Here is a 17,243-nt window from a genome sequence, read left to right on the forward strand (position 1 = left end):
CGGCGCGATTGAATCTCAAATGAGATTCATTCTATTTAATATCGTGCCGGGACACCATGATCTTTTCAACCTCGCGTTTACAGCATCGCCGCCCTCTGCCGCAGCAGGTCAATAAACAAGCCCAGTTCGCGGCTCACCCCCTCGCCCTTGCGCAACAAGATGCCAAACGGCGCCAGCCGCACGTCCAGGGCCACCGGCAGCGCGACCACCAGGCCCATTTTCAGATAATCACGCAAGGCACTTTCCGACAGCACCATCACCGCGTCCGTCAGTTGGATCAACTGCTGCATGGAGTACACCGAGCTGCATTCGATGATGTCCGCCGGGCTTGGCAGCGCCAGGTCTTGCAGGGCCTGGTCGAAACCGATGCGCGCCGGGCTGGTTTGCGGTTGCAGGATCCACGGCCAGTCGCGCACCAGCTCTGCCAGGGATAGCCGGCCGCGTCGGACCAATGGGTGGCCGGCATGCACCACCACCAGCAGGCGCTCGTTGCCCAGGGGTTCGAAGCTGTAGTGCTCGCTGTCGGTGGCGGCGGTGCGCCGAGAGATGGCCAGGTCGATGCGCCCCTGCTCCAGCAGTTGGATCACCTGGTCGCTGGTGTCGCCCATGATGCGGATACGCAGTTGCGGGTTGAGCGCCTTGATCTGCGCAATGCAGTCCATCACCAAGTCCGGCGCGGCGCCCATGATGGTGCCGATGGACAAGTAGCCATACCCGCCCTGCTGGCGCGCCATCAGGTCTTCGGCGCAACGGTCGAGGCCACTCAGCGCCGATTCGGCAAAGTTGATCAGTTGCTGGCCCAGCGCCGTTGGCCGCATCCCCCGTGGCAAGCGCTCGAACAGGTCGCAGCCGAACATGTCTTCAATCTCGCGCAGCATGCGCGTGGCCGCCGGTTGCGACATGTTCAGGGCCTGGGATGCACGGTGCAGGTTCTGACTGGAACTGAGCGCTACCAGCATATGCAGATGCTTGTAGCGCAGGCGGTTGAACAAGCTGCGGGAGAGGACGGGACTACTCATAAATTCCTTATTACCGATACCCTGAGGGTATCACTTGTAAGCGAGATTCGATTTGTAGCGTATTGCTCGGCCGCCGTACAGTCCGTTCCATAAGAACAAAACAACGGACTCCATCATGAAAACCCTGCCCGCGCCCCTGCTCGCCAAGATTTCCTGGCGACTGCTGCCCTTCCTGCTACTGATGTACATCATGGCGTTTCTTGACCGTGCCAACGTCGGCTTTGCCAAACAGGCCTTCCAGGCCGATACCGGCTTGAGCGATGCCGCGTTTGCCTTCGGCGCCGGTGTGTTCTTCGTCGGCTACGCGCTGCTGGAAGTGCCGAGCAACCTGATCCTGCACCGTGTCGGCGCCCGCCTGTGGATGTGCCGCATCATGGTCAGTTGGGGCCTGATTTCGGCGGCGATGGTGTTTGCCCATAACGAAACCAGCTTCTACGTGCTGCGTTTTTTGTTGGGCGTGGCCGAAGCCGGATTCTTCCCCGGCGTGATCCTCTATCTCACCTACTGGTTCCCCCAGGCCGTGCGCGGCAAGGCCATGGGCTTCTTTTACTTCGGCGCCCCCCTGGCATTCATTGTCGGCAGTCCGTTGTCCGGCCTGCTGCTGGAGATGGACGGTTTCGGCGGTATCCACGGCTGGCAATGGCTGTTCGCCGTGGAAGGTTTGATGGCCAGCGCCGTGGGGATCTGGGCCTACTGGTACCTGGACAACCGCCCCGCCGACGCCAAGTGGCTGAGTGTGGATGAGCGCCAGCAAATCCAGACCTTGCTGGACACGGAAGACCAACACAAAACCTCCCACGGCCGCAGCCTGCTCAACGTGCTGTGCCAGCCGTCGGTGCTGTACCTGTGCCTGGTGTATTTGCTGATCCAGGCCAGCGTGTACGGCGTGGTGTTTTACCTGCCAACCCAAGTGGGCGGCCTGCTCGGCACCAAGGTCGGCTTGATGGTTGGGCTGGTCTCGGCGATTCCCTGGATCTGCGCACTGTTTGCCGCCTGGTGGATTCCCGGTTATTCCGACCGCACCGGCGAACGCCGCCGCACCGCTTGCCTGACCTTATTGATGGCCGCCGCCGGCATTGCTTGCTCGGTGACCTTCGCCAACCCGCTGCTGGGCATGCTCGCCTTGTGCTTTGCCGCCTCGGGTTTTATCGCGGTGCAGCCGGTGTTCTGGACATTTCCTTCCAGCTACCTGGCCGGCAGTGCCGCTGCTGCGGGCATTGCGCTGATCAACTCATTCGGTGCCCTCGGCGGCTTCATCGCGCCGGTCATCAAGCACTGGGCCGAAGGCGCCTTCCATTCTCCGGCAGCCGGTTTGTACCTGCTGTCCGCCACCACGGTACTGGCTGCATTGCTGGTACTGGGCATTCATTCACCCGGCCGCACTGCATCGAACACGCCGGCCACTGTTTAACGTCAGGAGTCACACCATGGGTCATCTCACCATCAAACACGTGCGCGCTTTTGTATTGCGAGGCGGCGGCGCCGATTACCACGATCAGGCCGACGGCCACTGGATCGACGATCACATCTCGACGCCCATGAGCAAATACCCCGAGTACCGCCAGAGCCGCCGCAGTTTCGGCATCAACGTACTCGGCACGCTGGTGGTGGAGATCGAAGCCAGCGACGGCACTGTCGGGTTTGCCGTGACCACTGGCGGCGAACCGGCGGCGTATATCGTCGAGAAACACCTGGCGCGCTTTATCGAAGGCGCCCGCGTCACTGATATCGAAAAGATCTGGGACCAGATGTACCAGTCCACCCTCTACTACGGTCGCAAGGGCCTGGTGATCAACACCCTTTCCGGCGTCGATCTGGCGTTGTGGGACTTGCTCGGCAAAATCCGCCAGGAGCCCGTGCATCAGTTGCTCGGCGGTGCGGTACGCGACGAATTGCAGTTCTACGCCACCGGCGCCCGCCCGGACTTGGCGCAGAAGATGGGTTTTATCGGCGGCAAGATGCCCCTGCACCACGGCCCCAGCGAAGGCGAAGAAGGCCTGCGCAAAAACCTCGAACAATTGGCCGACATGCGCGAAAGGGTCGGCCCGGACTTCTGGCTGATGCTCGATTGCTGGATGAGCCTGGACCTCAACTACGCGACCAAACTCGCCATCGGTGCCCATGAACACGGGCTCAAATGGATCGAAGAAGCCCTGAGCCCGGACGATTACTGGGGCTACGCAGCCCTGCGCAACAATGTGCCCAAGGGCATGCTGGTGACGACCGGCGAACACGAAGCCACTCGTTGGGGCTTCCGCATGCTGCTGGAAATGGGCTGCTGCGACATTATCCAGCCGGATGTCGGCTGGTGCGGCGGCCTCACCGAGCTGGTGAAAATCTCGGCCTTGGCCGATGCCCATAATGCGATGGTCGTGCCCCACGGCTCGTCGGTGTACAGCTACCACTTCGTCGCCACCCGCCATAACAGCCCGTTCGCCGAATTCCTGATGATGGCGCCGAAGGCCGATGAAGTGGTGCCGATGTTCCACCCGCAACTGCTCGGCGAACCGGTACCGGTGAATGGCCGCATGCGCTTGTCGGTGCTCGACAAGCCCGGTTTCGGCGTAGACCTGAACCCGGATTGCCAACTGCACCGTCCGTACAATCGCTGAGGAAAACGCCATGAATATGCCCCGTAATGGCTTCAAGGCTGCCCTGGCCAAGGACGCCACCCAATACGGCATCTGGGCCGGTTTCGCCACCGGCTACGCCGCCGAGATCGTCGCTGGCCTCGGTTATGACTGGATGCTGATCGACGGTGAACACGCGCCCAATACCGTGCCCAGCGTGCTCAACCAACTGCAGACGGTGGCGCCCTACGCTACCGCGCCGGTGGTACGCGCGGTGAATGGCGATGCCAGTCTGATCAAGCAACTGCTCGACGTCGGCGCCCAGACGCTGATGATCCCCATGGTGGAAACCGCCGAACAGGCTCAAGCCCTGGTGCGCGCCATGCGTTACCCACCCCATGGCATTCGCGGCGTCGGCGGCGGTTTGACCCGCGCCACACGCTGGGATGGTGTGGCGAACTACCTGCAAACCGCCCACGAGGAGCTTTGCCTGATCGTCCAAGTGGAATCACGCCTGGGCGTGGAAAACGTCGCCGCCATTGCCGCCGTGGAAGGCGTGGACGCGGTGTTTATCGGCCCCGCTGACCTCTCCATCGGCCTCGGCCACGCCGGTAACCCCGGCCACCCCGAAGTGCAGGAACGCATCAAGTACGCGGTGGACGCCACCCTCGCCGCCGGCAAGGTCAGCGGCATCCTGGCGCCCAACGAAGACGACGCGCGCCGTTACCAAGCCTGGGGTTGCCGTTTTATCGCAGTGGCCATCGACATCAGCCTGTTACGCCAGAGCGCGTTGGCCACCCTCGCCCGCTATCGCCCGGTTGCCGACACGCCCACACCATCACGTACTTACTGAGGAGCTGCCCATGTCATCCGTTCCCGTGTACCAGAACTTCATCAATGGCCGCTTCGTCCCCAGCGAAGCCCATCTGGATGTACTCAATCCGGCCAGCGGCGCCTTGCTGTCCAAGGTGCCCGCCTCTACCGCCGCTGACGTCGACCAAGCCCTCGCTGCGGCGCGCGGTGCGCAAAAAGCGTGGGCGCGCAAGCCGGCCATCGAACGCGCCGGGCACTTGCGCCGCATCGCCGCCAAGTTGCGGGAAAACGTCGCGCACCTGGCGCGCACCATCACCCTGGAACAGGGCAAGGTCACTGGCCTGGCCGAAGTCGAAGTGAATTTCACCGCCGACTACCTCGACTACATGGCCGAATGGGCGCGGCGCATTGAAGGCGAGATCATCACCAGCGATCGGCCCAACGAAAACATCTTCCTGTTCCGCAAACCCTTGGGCGTAGTGGCCGGCATCCTGCCGTGGAATTTCCCGTTCTTCTTGATCGCCCGAAAACTGGCCCCGGCGTTGCTCACCGGCAACACCATCGTGATCAAGCCCAGCGAAGAAACCCCGAACAACTGCTTTGAGTTCGCCAAGCTGGTGGCCGAGACCGACCTGCCCGCCGGTGTGTTCAACGTGGTCTGCGGCGACGGCCAGGTCGGCGGCGCACTCACCGCCCATAAAGGCGTGGACATGATCAGCTTTACCGGTAGCGTCGCCACCGGTTCGCGCATCATGGCCGCCGCTGCGCCAAACATCACCAAACTCAACCTGGAACTGGGCGGCAAGGCTCCGGCCATCGTGCTGGCAGACGCCGACCTGGAGCTGGCAGTTAAAGCCATTCGCGACTCGCGCATCATCAATACCGGGCAAGTGTGCAACTGCGCGGAGCGGGTATACGTGGAGCGCAAGGTCGCCGACCCGTTCATCGAGCGCATCAGCGCGGCCATGTCAGCCACGCGCTACGGCGACCCGATGGCCATGGCCGACGCGGAAATGGGCCCACTGATCAACCGCCAGGGCCTGGAAAACGTCAACCGTAAGGTGCGCACCGCACTGAGCCAGGGTGCCACGCTGGTAAGCGGCGGACAGATTGCCGACCTCGGCGCGGGCTTTCACTTCCAGCCGACGGTATTGGCCGGGTGCCGCGCCGACATGGAGATCATGCGCGAAGAAATTTTTGGCCCGGTGCTGCCGATCCAGATTGTCGACGACCTCGACGAAGCCATCGCCATGGCCAATGACTGCGACTACGGCCTGACCTCATCGATCTACACCCGCGACCTCGGCAAGGCCATGCACGCGGTGCGCGAGATCGACTTTGGTGAAACCTACGTCAACCGCGAAAATTTCGAGGCCATGCAGGGCTTCCATGCCGGGGTGCGTAAATCCGGGATCGGCGGCGCCGATGGTAAGCATGGCCTGTACGAATACACCCATACCCATGTGGTGTACCTACAGAGCTGAGGTGGTGAAGCGGGCCCGTGCGCGTTAGCGTGCTGGCCCTTCCTGAGAAAATCCCACAAGGATTGCGCAATGCCTCTGATGCCTTACAGCGGCCCCATCATCGATAGCCACTTGCACCTGTTCGACCCGCGTCGCCCCCAAGGCATTCCGTGGCCCGAGCCGGGCAATCAGCTGTATGCCGCCCATTTACCGAGCGATTATTGGGCCTTGGCCAGCTCACACAATGTGGTCGGCGCCATTGCTGTGGAAGCCAGCCCATGGCGTGACGACAACCGCTGGTTGCTCGAAACCCTACGCAGCGACCCGCGTATGCTCGGGTTTGTTGGCAATCTGGACCCGCTGCACGCCGACTTCGCCGCCGACCTCGATGCCCTGGCGCAAGAGCCGCTGTTCCTCGGCTTGCGCTACGGCAACCTGTGGGACCGCGACCTGCTGCAGGACCAGACGCGCCCCGGTTTTATCGACGGTCTGCGCCAACTGGCCGCCTGTGGTCGGGGCCTGGACAGCGCCAACCCGAACCCGCGTTTGATCAAGGGTTTGTTGCACCTCAGCGATACGCTGCCCGAGCTGCGCATCATCGTCGACCACTTGCCCAATGCTCAGGTGCCGGCCGGTGAAGAGGCGGCGTATCACGCCGACCTGTTGCGCCTGGCGCAGCGGCCGAACGTGTTCGCCAAACTCGCGGAAATCCCCCAGCTCGGCCCCCAAGGTCTGATCGTCGATACGGCGTTCTACAACGACCGCCTGGCGGTCTTGTGGGAGGCGTTTGGTGACGAGCGCTGCTTCTTCGGCAGCGACTGGCCCAACAGCGATCACCTGGCCGATTTCGCCACCACCCTGGGGCTCGTAAAAAGCTGCATGGCGGACAAATCCGAGGCGGTGCAAGGCCAGTTTTTTCTGCACAACGCAGTGCGTATCTACACCCCGACCCATGGAGCGCCGTGATGCAGACCCGTGCCTTTCGCATGAACCTCAACCCGGGGCAGGCCGATGAATATCGCCGACGCCACGACGAAATCTGGCCGGAACTGGCCCAAGCCCTGCTGGACGCCGGCGTGGTGGACTACCGGATTTTTTTTGACGAGCCCGCCAACACGCTGTTCGCCGTCCTCACCCATGAAGACGCCCACGGCCTGGATGAGCTGCCCGGCACCGCGCTGATGCAACGCTGGTGGACTTACATGCAGGACATCATGCCCAGCCACGCGGATGCCTCGCCGATCAGTGTCGACCTGCTGCCCATGTTCCACCTGGCCCGCCCCTGATCTAACTGACCCACACAACAATAAAAAGGATTCGACTACGTGGAAATCATTCTCCTCGGTGTGATTCTGCACTTCATCGGCGGCTTCGCCTCCGGCAGTTTTTACATCCCCTACAAAAAGGTCCGCGGCTGGGCCTGGGAAAGTTATTGGATCACCGGCGGCCTGGTGTCCTGGTTGATCGTGCCGCTGATCGCCGCGCAACTGACGGTGCCGGGCTGGGTGGACATTCTGCGCAATGCCGACACCAGCACGCTGCTGTGGACCTATATGTTCGGCGTGTTGTGGGGCATCGGCGGGCTGACCTTCGGCCTGACCATGCGCTACCTGGGCCTGTCTTTGGGCATGTCGCTGATCATGGGCCTCACCTCGGCCCTCGGAGCGTTGATGCCGGCGCTGTACCGCGACCTGTTCACCGATGCAACCGAAGGCACCTTGACCTCGATGCTGGCCTCCCAGGGCGGGCATTGGGTGTTATGGGGCGTGGCGGTGTCGCTGGTCGGTATCGCAGTGTGCGGCAAGGCTGGATTGATCAAGGAACGGGAAGTGTCCCAGGCGGTGAAGTTCGCCAGTGTCAGCGAATTTTCCCTGGGCAAGGGCATGCTGGTGGCGGTGATTTCCGGGGTGCTCAGCGCCTGTTTCAGCTACGGCATTTCTGCCGGACGCCCGCTGGCCGCCGCGGCGGTGGAACATGGCGCCAACAGCCTGTTCCAGAACAACGTGACCTTTATGGTGATCATGTGGGGCGGCCTGACCACCAACGGCATCTGGTGCCTGTGGCTGAACTGGCGCAACCGTACCTTCCATAACTACACCGATCGCAGCACGCCGCTGCTGGGCAACTACCTGCTGGTGGCCATCGCCGGCACGCTGTGGTTCTTGCAGTTTTTCTTCTACGGCATGGGCGAAAGTCGCCTGCAGAACGACGCCAGTTCCTGGGTGCTGCACATGTCATTCATCATCATCGTGTCCAACTGCTGGGGCCTGTATTTCCGTGAATGGCACGGCACCAGCGCCGCCAACAAGGGCGTACTGGTGGCCGGGATCGCGGTGATCCTCGGCGCCATCGCCATGGTCGGTTACGGCAATTACCTCGGCTGATGCCGCTAATTTTTGAAGGAGTGTTTTTATGTTGCTTGCAGACAAAACCGTGATCATCACCGGCGCCTCCCGTGGCATCGGCCGCGCCGCCGCCCGTGAATGTGCGCGCCAGGGCGCCCGTGTGGTGATCGGCCACAGTGGCAGTGGCCAAGGCACCGAGGCGGCGTATTCGCTGATTGAAGAGATCAAGGCGTTTGGCGGCCAGGCCGTTGAAGTGGGAGGCGATGCGGCCGACCCGGACACCGGCGACAAGCTGGTGGCCGGCGCCGTGCAAGCCTTCGGCAGTGTCGACGTGTTCGTCAACAACGCCGGCATCTGCCCGTTCCACTCGTTCCTGGATATGCCCCGCGAGGTCTATCTGAAAACCGTCAACACCAACCTCAACGGCGCCTACTTCGCCGTGCAGGCGGCGGCCAACCAAATGAAAAACCAGGGCCGTGGCGGCGCGATCATTGCCGTCAGCTCCATCAGCGCGCTGGTCGGCGGCGGCATGCAAACCCACTACACGCCGACCAAGGCTGGCCTGCATTCGTTGATGCAGTCCTGCGCAATTGCACTGGGGCCCTATGGCATTCGCTGCAACTCGGTACTGCCGGGGACCATTGCCACCGACATCAACAAGGAAGACCTGGCCGACGAGGAAAAGCTCGCCTACATGACCTCGCGCACGCCGCTGGGTCGCTTGGGCGAACCGGATGATGTGGCAGGGCCGATCGTGTTCCTCGCCTCGGACATGGCGCGCTATGTGACCGGCGCCTCGTTGCTGGTGGATGGCGGGTTGTTCGTTAACCTCCAGTAAAACCGCACTCTCAAACACCCAAGAACCAATGTGGGAAGGGACTTGCTCCCTCCCACAGGGGGTCTCTGTGTGCCTGAAATTTGTGTTGTACCTGATAAAAACAACAATCCCAGGAGTACTTCCATGCGCACCACCCTCCCCCTGGCCCTGCTCTGCAGCGCCATGTCCACCTGTGCCTTCAGCGCCGGCCTGCTCGATCCCAACTCCCCGGCCATGCTCGGCGACTGGAGCGGCCTGCGCCCCCAATTGGCCGAACAAGGCTACGACTTCACCCTCAAATACGTCGGCGAAGTCGGCTCCAACCTGGGCGGTGGCTACAACTCCCACACCACCGCGCGCTGGAGCGACCAGTTGATCCTGGGCGTGAACATGGACCTGCAAAAACTCCTCGGCTGGCAGGACGCGACCTTTCGCATCGGCATCGGCGAGCGCCATGGCAAGGACATCACCAACGACCGCGTGCATCAACCCAACGCCACGGGCCTGACGTCCACCATGGAAGTGTTCGGCGGCGGCAACGCCTGGCGGCTGTCGCAGTTCTGGTACGAGCAAAAGTTCTTCGACCGGAAATTAGCCCTCAAACTCGGTCGCTTTGGCCATGGTGAAGACTTCGATCAGTTCCCCTGCGAATTCCAGAACGTCACCCTGTGCGGTTCCCAGGAAGGTAACTGGAACGGCGTGTGGAACAGCTTCCCGATCAGCCAGTGGGCAGTGCGCGCCAAGTACCAATTCACCGATGAGTTCGCCATGCAGGTCGGCGCCTACGACAAGAACCCTGGCAACGCCGAGGCCAGCAATGGCTTCAAGCCGTTTATCAGCGGCTCCCAGGGCACCAGTTTCCCTATCGAAGCCATCTGGAAAGGTCAGATCCAAGGCCTGAATTCGGAGTACCACGCCGGTTACTACTACGCCAACGCCGACACCAAGGACATGCTCAAGGACGCAGACGGGAACTACGCTGCCAGCTCGAAAAAGCCCTATCGGATGTATTCCAGCAACAGCGGCTGGTGGCTGTCGGGACAGCAACAATTGACCACCGTCGACGGCAACAGCGCGCGCGGGCTCAACGTATTCGCCAACCTGACGGTGAATGACCCGGACAAAAGCGTGATCAAGAACCTGATCCAAATCGGCCTGATCTACCGTGGCCCGTTCGATTCACGCCCGAACGACACCATCGGCCTTGGCGCGTCGAAGTTGCAGGTCAGCGACCGCTATACCCGCAACACGCAGACGCTCAACGCGGCCAATGGCGTCAGCGATATCGACGATCCGCTTTACGTGCCCGAGCAGCGCCGCGAGTACAGCTACGAGATCAACTATGGCGTGCAGGCGACCCAATGGCTGATGGTGCGGCCTAACCTGCAATACGTGAAATACCCCGGCGGGCTCACACAAACCAGCGGCGCGGTGGTCGGTGGCGTGCAGTTTATTGTTGATTTCTAGATACCCGTGCCAGCGCGCACCTCAAAGACCGCGCTGGCGAAGCCATTGCAAAAAGCCCTTCTTGACCGGTACCACTGGCGCGTCTTGGGTCAGCACCTGAGCGGCGTGCAAGCGGAAATCCAACAGGGTTTTCATGGCGTCGGCGATGTCATGTCGCGCGTCCAGGCACGGCGTCAGGTACGCCTTCTCGATGCGGTACAACGTGCAGAACGTCTTGGCGGTGAAGTCCGCCAAGGCCGCTTGCTCAGTCAGAATCCCCGCTTCGCCGATCACCTCGCCGGGGCCCATGCGCCCGGCTTCGAACGCGTGGCCGCCCTTGATCAGCATCACCGACACCACACCCGACTCGACGATAAACAAATGATCGCTGACCTCCCCCGCCGGCAGGATCATCTCGCCGGCGCGATAGGTGTGCAGGGTCATGTTCTGGCTGAAGGTGTCCTTTTCCTCCTGGCGCAAAGTGGAGAAAATCGACGAACTGTCCAACAGTGCCCGCGCCGGAGAGGTCGGCACTGGGGTCGCGCTTTCGACGGCGGACAACAGGCTCACGCCCGCTGCCTGCAGGTGCCGGAACGCCAAGTCGTAGAGTTGGTTGCGCACTTCGCGCTTGAGGGTCATGGTCGGCACGAACCCGCTGATTTCATACTCCACGCCGCCACTGGCGGAAGTCTTGAACGCCACACTCGGCGCCGGTTTGGCCAGCAGCGGACGGCAACCCTGCATGGCCCGCTCCAGCGCTTCGATCACCGTTTGCGGCCGTGCATGGGGGCTGACCTGCAGGCTGACCGCCAGGCCAAACATATCGGCCGGGCGCGAAAAGTTGATGATCTTGGCCTTTGCCGCCAGGGAGTTGGGAATCACCGCCATGCTGCCCTGGGAGGTTTGCAGGCGCGTGGCGCGCCAGTCGATGTCCGTGACCCGGCCTTCAGTGCCGTCGATGGAAATCCAGTCATCCAGTTGATAGGGCTTGGTGGTATTGAGCACGATCCCGGAAAACACATCACTCAAGGTGCTTTGCAACGCCAGGCCGACAATGATCGCCACCGCGCCGGACGTGGCCAACACGCCCTTGACCGGCAGATCGAGCACATAGGCCAGCGCGGCAATGATCGCGATCAGGAAAATCACCGCGCCCATCAAATCCTGCAACAGCCGCCCGGTGTGGCCAACCCGCTGCATCATCAACGCACCGAGCAATACCGTCAGCGTGCGCGCCGCGAACAACCACCAACCAATCTGCAACGCCGTGGCGGCCATGTGCAACGCGGTGTTGTCGGCGTAGGGCGCGACGAGCATGGGGTTCATGCCGTCGTTGAACAGCACGGCACTGAAGACTGCAAAGATCACCAACCGCGCTGCGAGTTTCCAATTAGCCAGGTTGGCGGAGATAAGTCGCCACACGGCGATGTCGATAAGGATCAGCGCCAGGGCGCACAGCATCGGGTGATCGGAGATAAATGAGGGCATCCAGGCGACTCCAGGGCGAATGACGGGAAGATCGCATGAATTGAGAACACTGGAAAACAAAATGTAGAAGCCGGCTTGCCAGCGAAAGTATCGACTCGGTGTGCCAGGGACACCACGGTGATGCTATCGCCGGCAAGCCGGCTCCTACCCTTTTGTTTACGGCTAACTGTCAGGCATGCATCTGCCCAAATTTACCCGATTGGAAATCCGCAAACGCCTGATGAATCTCCTGCTCGGTGTTCATTACAAACGGCCCGTGACCCACGATGGGCTCGTCAATCGGTTCGCCGCTGAGCAGCAGCACCTTGGCGGCGTCGTTGGACTCCAGGACCAGTTGCGTGCCATCGCGCTCAAACAACGCCAGTTGGCCTTGGCGCGCGACTTCTTCGCCATTGACCAGCACGGTGCCGCGCAGGATCACCAGAGCGGTGTTGCGCCCGGCGTGCAAGTCCAGGGTCACGGGCTTGCCGGCGTTAAGACGCAGGTCCCACACGTCAATCGGCGTGAAGGTGTGTGCGGGCCCTTTGGCGCCGTCGAACGCTCCGGCGATCAGGCGCAGGTGCCCGGCGTCATGGGGCAGCGCAAGCACGGGAATATCGCCATCGACAATGGTCTGGTAACCGGCGTCGGCCATTTTGTCCTTGGCGGGCAAGTTGACCCACAGTTGCACCATCTCCAGCGCGCCGCCTTTACGGGCGAACGCTTCGGAGTGGAATTCTTCATGGAGAATGCCTTTTGCGGCCGTCATCCATTGCACATCGCCGGGGCCGATGGTGCCGCCTGCGCCGGTTGAATCGCGGTGCTCGACTTCACCGTCGTAGACGATGGTCACGGTTTCAAAGCCACGATGGGGGTGTTGGCCTACGCCGCGACGTTGTTCGGTGGGGGAAAATTCGGCCGGACCGGCGTGGTCCAGCAGCAGGAATGGGCTGATGTGTTTGCCCAGGTTGTCGTAGGAAAACAGTGTGCGCACCGGGAAACCGTCGCCGACCCAATGGGCGCGAGGGCTGGTGTAGATGCCGATGAGTTTTTTCATGGTGATCCTCCAAAGTGCATACACCTTAAAACCGATAACAATTGAGCGGTAGACGGCTAAAACACCCTAGAGCGTCCTACTGATGGAACGGAGTACCAGTGCCCCACCATAAAAACCGCGTTAATGATAATGACTCGTAGTAATATCCGCCCTCTCCCGCTCAACCTCCCGAGGGCTGCAATGCCGTTTGCCCCTGCGCCTGTCGCACCGCGCGTGCTGGTGGTGGATGACCACCGCAAAATCCGCGAACCCTTGGCCACTTACCTGCGTCGCCACACCTTCGATGTGCGCACCGCCGAAGACGCGGCTGGGATGTGGCAATTGCTCAAGACCCAGGCGTTCGACGTCGTAGTGCTCGACGTGCTGCTGCCGGATGGCGATGGTTTCGAGCTGTGCAACCAGTTGCATCGGCGCAGCAATACCCCCGTGATTCTGTTGACCGCCCGCGATACCGCCGCCGACCGCATCCGCGGCCTGGACCTCGGCGCGGACGATTACGTGACCAAGCCCTTCGAACCCCGCGAACTGGTCGCACGCATCAACAGTGTGCTGCGCCGCCAAGGCCGCAACACCGGGCCGGCCGCGCCCAGCGGTGGCCCACGGGCTTACCGGTTCGCTGGCTGGCAGTTCAGCGTGAGCAGCGCCACGTTGTGCCGCGACGCCAGCCCGGCAATCCAGCTCAGTACAGCGGAAAGCCGTTTGCTGCAGGTGTTCCTTGCCCACCCCAATACGTTGCTGCCCCGCGAACGTTTGATCGACCTCACCGCTGCCGCCGACAGCGACGTCAGCGACCGCGCCATCGACCGCCAGGTCAGCCGCCTGCGCCGCAAGTTGGCCCACGGCGATGCCACGCCGGACCTGCTGCGCACTATCTGGGGCGGCGGCTATCTGTTGGCGGCCGAGGTCAGTGAATGCGCGCCCTGAACAGGCTGTGGCCGCGCACCCTGGCGCGGCAGTTGAGCCTGTTGTTGCTGCTGGCCTTGCTCGCATCCAACGGCATCGCGATGTTGTTTTTGCAACGCACCGGCAGCCTGATCCACCCACTGTCGCGCAGTTTCAGCCTGGAGCGCCTAGGGATTGCCCACCACACGGCAATCGACCTGACGCCCACTGAAACCGAGCACCTGCTGGCCGGGATGAGCCACGACGACACGCGCTTCTGGATTGCACCGACGCCCGAAGTGGCGCCGTTTGAACTGCGCCCGGAGGAGCAGAGATTGGCCAGTGAGCTGCGTCGCCAATTGCACCTGGATGACGCGGCCGCCATCGGCATGCAGTTGGAACGCATCAGCGGTGCCGACGCCCGCACCCATGTGTTCAGCCCCGCCGGCTGGGCGCCGTTGCGCTTGCGCAGCAGCGTGCCACTGCCGAACGGTACCTACCTGAATGCCGTGCAATACCCCGCCGGCGCCTATGAATGGGGCCGCGTGCTGGCCTACAGCCTGCCGGTGACAACGCTGCCAGTGCTGCTGATCGTGATGTTTTTCATTGCCCGCGTGGTGCGCCCGATCAAGACCCTGGCCCAGGCCACGGAGCGCGTCAGCCGTGGTGAATGGATCGCTCCGCTGCCGGAAATCGGCCCACAGGAAGCCCGCGACCTCACCGCCGCCTTCAACACCATGCAGGCCAATCTTGCCCGGCACGTTGAAGGCCGGACGCGGATGCTTGCAGCGGTCAGCCACGACCTGAACACGCCGATCACCGAACTGCGCCTGCAAGTGGAATTGCTGGAGCCCGGCGACGCCCGGGATGACATGCTCGAAAGCCTCGCGCAATTGAGTGCGATGGTGCGTGAAACCCTGAATTTCGTGCGCGATGACGCGGTACAGGAAGCGACCGCCACGATGTCGATGAGCGGCCTGTTGGATGACCTGGCCAAGCGTTATCAGCGCATGCGGCAACCTGTCAGTTGGGCGGGTGCGCCACACCTGATGCTGACCTGCCGGCCTCTGGCGCTCAAGCGCGCGCTGACCAACGTGATCGACAACGCCCTGCACCACGCTGGGGATGCCCACCTGAGCTTGATCCAAGAAGATAACGGCTGGCTGCGCATCGAGGTGCTCGACCACGGCCAAGGCTTGCCCGAGGCCTGGCTGGACAAAGTCTTCGAACCCTTTGTGCAACGCGGCGTGAGTGACGGTGGCGTGGGGTTGGGCCTGGCGATTGCACGTTCGTGCATCCAGGCCCATGGCGGCGAACTGGTGTTGCAGAATCGCCCACCGGCCGGCCTGTGCGCGGTGGTGCGATTGCCGGCGGCACTTTAGAAGTTGAGCGTGGCCCCCATCCACAGCGTACGACCGTAGTTCACCGTGCCGTAGGTTTCATCGTCCAAACGCTTGTCGGTGAGGTTGTTGAGGGAGGCGTTGAGGGTCAGCGAGTCGCTCACGTCGTAAGAGCCGCCCAGGTCGGCGGTGGTGTAGCCCGGTGCGGGTTCGTCGGTGATGGTGTTGCCGGTTTCTTCGCCGTAGTAACTCAGCGACGCCCAGGCCTGGGTGCGGTCGTTGATGCTCCACTCGGTGCGCACATTGGCTTTCTGCTTCGGCGTGAGAGCCAATGGTGCACCTTTGTTGGCGCCGCTCTTCTGCTCGGAATCGGTGTAGGTGTAGTTGGCCTTGAGCAGCACGCTGGCGTTGATATCCCATTGGCCGTTGAGCTCGACGCCCTGGATGATCGCTTTGTCGACGTTGACCCGTTCCATGATGGTGTAGCCGTTCCAGCGCTGGTCGGTGGTGACGGTAGACAGCTTGTCCTGGAAGTCGTTGTAGAACAGCGTCACGCCGCCCGACAGGTCATCGCGGTTGCTCCACAGCGCAGAGACTTCGTAGTTGGTGCTGGTTTCGGGCTTGAGGTCCGGGTTGCCGAACATCACGAAACGGTTGCGGCGCAGGTAAGCGTAATCCTCGACCACGGCACGCAGTTCCGGCGCCTTGAAGCCACGGGCGATGCCGCCCTTGAGGGTCCACTGATCGGTGGCGCGCCACACGCTGTAGATCCGCGGGCTGAGGTGCGCGCCGTACTCTTCGTGCTCATCCAGACGCAGGCCGGTGGTCAAGGCGAAGCTGTCGGTGACTGACCATTCGTTTTCGGCGAACAGGGCTTTTTGCACCACCGAGAATTTATAGTCGACGCGATCACCCAGGCCCTGGTTCCAGTCGGTCAGCTCGCTTTCGTTCCATTGCACGCCCACGGTGCTGACGTTTTGAGCGGTGGGCACCACCAGTTTGGCGTCGAATACGGTGTTCTTGATTTCGGGTTTGCGCCCGTAGATATCGGTCTGGGCCGGGGTGGCCTTGCCTTCGCGGGTCGAGGTTTCCTGGGACAGGGCGATGTCCGAGGTTGCCCAGCCCCAGCGGCCTTGATGGGACAGGGACCAGTGATCGCGGTTGTTTTCCTGCTCGCGAGTGGCCCAGTTGGCGCTCATGCCGTCGCCGTTCTTCAGGCGCGTGGCACCCGCTTCCAGCAGGATGTCGTGGTCAATATTAGGAGTGAAAGCCAGGCGCGCGGTGAGGTCGCGGTGGTCGGCCTTGCTGAAGCCATTGGTCTGTTCGATGTCATCGTCGGCCTGGCGATCGAGGTAACGGCCCCACACCTGCAAGCCAAGGAAATCTTCCTTGAGCGGGCCGCTGAGGTAGAACTGCGTCTGGCGCGCATTGCCCTGGTCGCTGTGCTGGCGGGCCGAGTAGTCATAGCCGATGGAGCCGCCCCAGGTCGGCGAGACCTTGCGGGTGATCACGTTGATCACACCGCCGATCGCATCCGAGCCGTACAGCGACGACATCGGCCCCCGCACCACTTCAATCCGCTCGATGGCGGCGGCTGGCGGTACAAAGCTCTGTTCATAGCCACTGTTGCCGTTGACCCGTGACTCCCGCGCGCTCTGGCGTTTGCCGTCGACCATGATCAAGGTGTAATCGGCCGGCATGCCACGGATGGAGATGTCGGTTTCATTCGCCCCACCGTTGACCGTCACGCCCTCCACATCCCGCACCGCGTCGCCGAGGTCGCGGTAGGACTTGCGGCGCAATTCCTCGCCGTCGATCACCGTCACCGAGGCCGGCGCATCCTCCACACTCTGGGCATAACCGGCGGCCGTCACCACCACGTCGTTAAGTTCCAGGGCAACAGGTTCGTCGGCATGGGCGCTGAAGCTGCTGGCGACCAGCAGAGCCAGGGGCGTAACGCGAAAGGCAGGAAGCATGGGCGTAGACCTTAGGATTAGACTCAAAAGAGAATCGTAATCATCTAG

The 17,243-nt window shown here is 62.2% G+C and carries 15 protein-coding genes; 11 read left to right on the top strand and 4 right to left on the bottom strand.

What is annotated here, in order from left to right; genetic code table 11:
* Positions 1–77: 77 nt before the first annotated feature.
* Positions 78–1,019, bottom strand: a complete 942-nt coding sequence (locus AB4N82_RS27075) for a LysR family transcriptional regulator (RefSeq protein ID WP_032891124.1) — start codon at positions 1,017–1,019, stop codon at positions 78–80.
* 115 nt (positions 1,020–1,134) lie between these two features.
* On the opposite strand from AB4N82_RS27075, the gene AB4N82_RS27080 reads away from it, so the two are divergent.
* The 9 genes from AB4N82_RS27080 to AB4N82_RS27120 all read left to right on the top strand — a co-directional run bounded on the left by AB4N82_RS27080 (position 1,135) and on the right by AB4N82_RS27120 (position 10,494).
* Positions 1,135–2,430, top strand: a complete 1,296-nt coding sequence (locus AB4N82_RS27080) for an MFS transporter (RefSeq protein ID WP_095184993.1) — start codon at positions 1,135–1,137, stop codon at positions 2,428–2,430.
* 16 nt (positions 2,431–2,446) lie between these two features.
* A complete protein-coding gene (rhmD, locus tag AB4N82_RS27085; RefSeq protein WP_095184994.1) occupies positions 2,447–3,631 on the top strand; it encodes an L-rhamnonate dehydratase in 1,185 nt (394 codons plus the stop codon).
* Positions 3,632–3,641: 10 nt separating this feature from the next.
* The gene (locus tag AB4N82_RS27090) at positions 3,642–4,442 is read left to right on the top strand and encodes an aldolase/citrate lyase family protein (protein ID WP_122763752.1); all 801 of its coding nucleotides are present in this window, start codon (positions 3,642–3,644) and stop codon (positions 4,440–4,442) included.
* Between the two features lie 10 nt (positions 4,443–4,452).
* Positions 4,453–5,886 (top strand): aldehyde dehydrogenase, encoded by a 1,434-nt coding sequence (gene aldA, locus AB4N82_RS27095; RefSeq protein WP_122763753.1) that lies wholly within the window; start codon positions 4,453–4,455, stop codon positions 5,884–5,886.
* Between the two features lie 69 nt (positions 5,887–5,955).
* Positions 5,956–6,831, top strand: a complete 876-nt coding sequence (locus tag AB4N82_RS27100) for an amidohydrolase family protein (protein ID WP_122754017.1) — start codon at positions 5,956–5,958, stop codon at positions 6,829–6,831.
* The gene (gene rhaM / locus AB4N82_RS27105) at positions 6,831–7,151 is read left to right on the top strand and encodes an L-rhamnose mutarotase (RefSeq protein ID WP_177326465.1); all 321 of its coding nucleotides are present in this window, start codon (positions 6,831–6,833) and stop codon (positions 7,149–7,151) included. Before AB4N82_RS27100 ends, rhaM begins: the two co-directional genes overlap by 1 nt.
* Positions 7,152–7,190: 39 nt before the next feature.
* Positions 7,191–8,249 carry an L-rhamnose/proton symporter RhaT gene (rhaT, locus tag AB4N82_RS27110; RefSeq protein WP_032891118.1) on the top strand — a complete coding sequence of 353 codons (1,059 nt, stop codon included), beginning with the start codon at positions 7,191–7,193 and terminating at the stop codon, positions 8,247–8,249.
* 28 nt (positions 8,250–8,277) lie between these two features.
* Positions 8,278–9,048 (top strand): SDR family NAD(P)-dependent oxidoreductase, encoded by a 771-nt coding sequence (locus AB4N82_RS27115; RefSeq protein ID WP_032891117.1) that lies wholly within the window; start codon positions 8,278–8,280, stop codon positions 9,046–9,048.
* Between the two features lie 123 nt (positions 9,049–9,171).
* On the top strand, positions 9,172–10,494 hold the full coding sequence (locus AB4N82_RS27120; protein ID WP_122763754.1) for a carbohydrate porin: 1,323 nt from the start codon (positions 9,172–9,174) through the stop codon (positions 10,492–10,494).
* 21 nt (positions 10,495–10,515) lie between these two features.
* Here the strand turns inward: AB4N82_RS27120 and AB4N82_RS27125 are convergent, their stop codons facing one another.
* Positions 10,516–11,961, bottom strand: coding sequence for a mechanosensitive ion channel family protein (locus tag AB4N82_RS27125; RefSeq protein WP_032891115.1), 1,446 nt, complete (start codon positions 11,959–11,961; stop codon positions 10,516–10,518).
* Positions 11,962–12,130: 169 nt separating this feature from the next.
* Positions 12,131–12,997, bottom strand: a complete 867-nt coding sequence (locus AB4N82_RS27130) for a pirin family protein (protein ID WP_122763755.1) — start codon at positions 12,995–12,997, stop codon at positions 12,131–12,133.
* 180 nt (positions 12,998–13,177) lie between these two features.
* Between AB4N82_RS27130 and AB4N82_RS27135 the strand changes: the two genes are divergently transcribed.
* Complete coding sequence (locus AB4N82_RS27135) at positions 13,178–13,921, top strand: response regulator (RefSeq protein ID WP_122763756.1); 744 nt, start codon at positions 13,178–13,180, stop codon at positions 13,919–13,921.
* 20 nt (positions 13,922–13,941) lie between these two features.
* Positions 13,942–15,261 carry an ATP-binding protein gene (locus AB4N82_RS27140; RefSeq protein WP_032891494.1) on the top strand — a complete coding sequence of 440 codons (1,320 nt, stop codon included), beginning with the start codon at positions 13,942–13,944 and terminating at the stop codon, positions 15,259–15,261.
* Here the strand turns inward: AB4N82_RS27140 and AB4N82_RS27145 are convergent.
* Complete coding sequence (locus tag AB4N82_RS27145) at positions 15,258–17,195, bottom strand: TonB-dependent receptor domain-containing protein (protein ID WP_122763757.1); 1,938 nt, start codon at positions 17,193–17,195, stop codon at positions 15,258–15,260. The genes AB4N82_RS27140 and AB4N82_RS27145 overlap by 4 nt on opposite strands.
* Positions 17,196–17,243: the final 48 nt, after the last annotated feature.

The organism is Pseudomonas sp. H1_D04 (assembly GCF_054683855.1).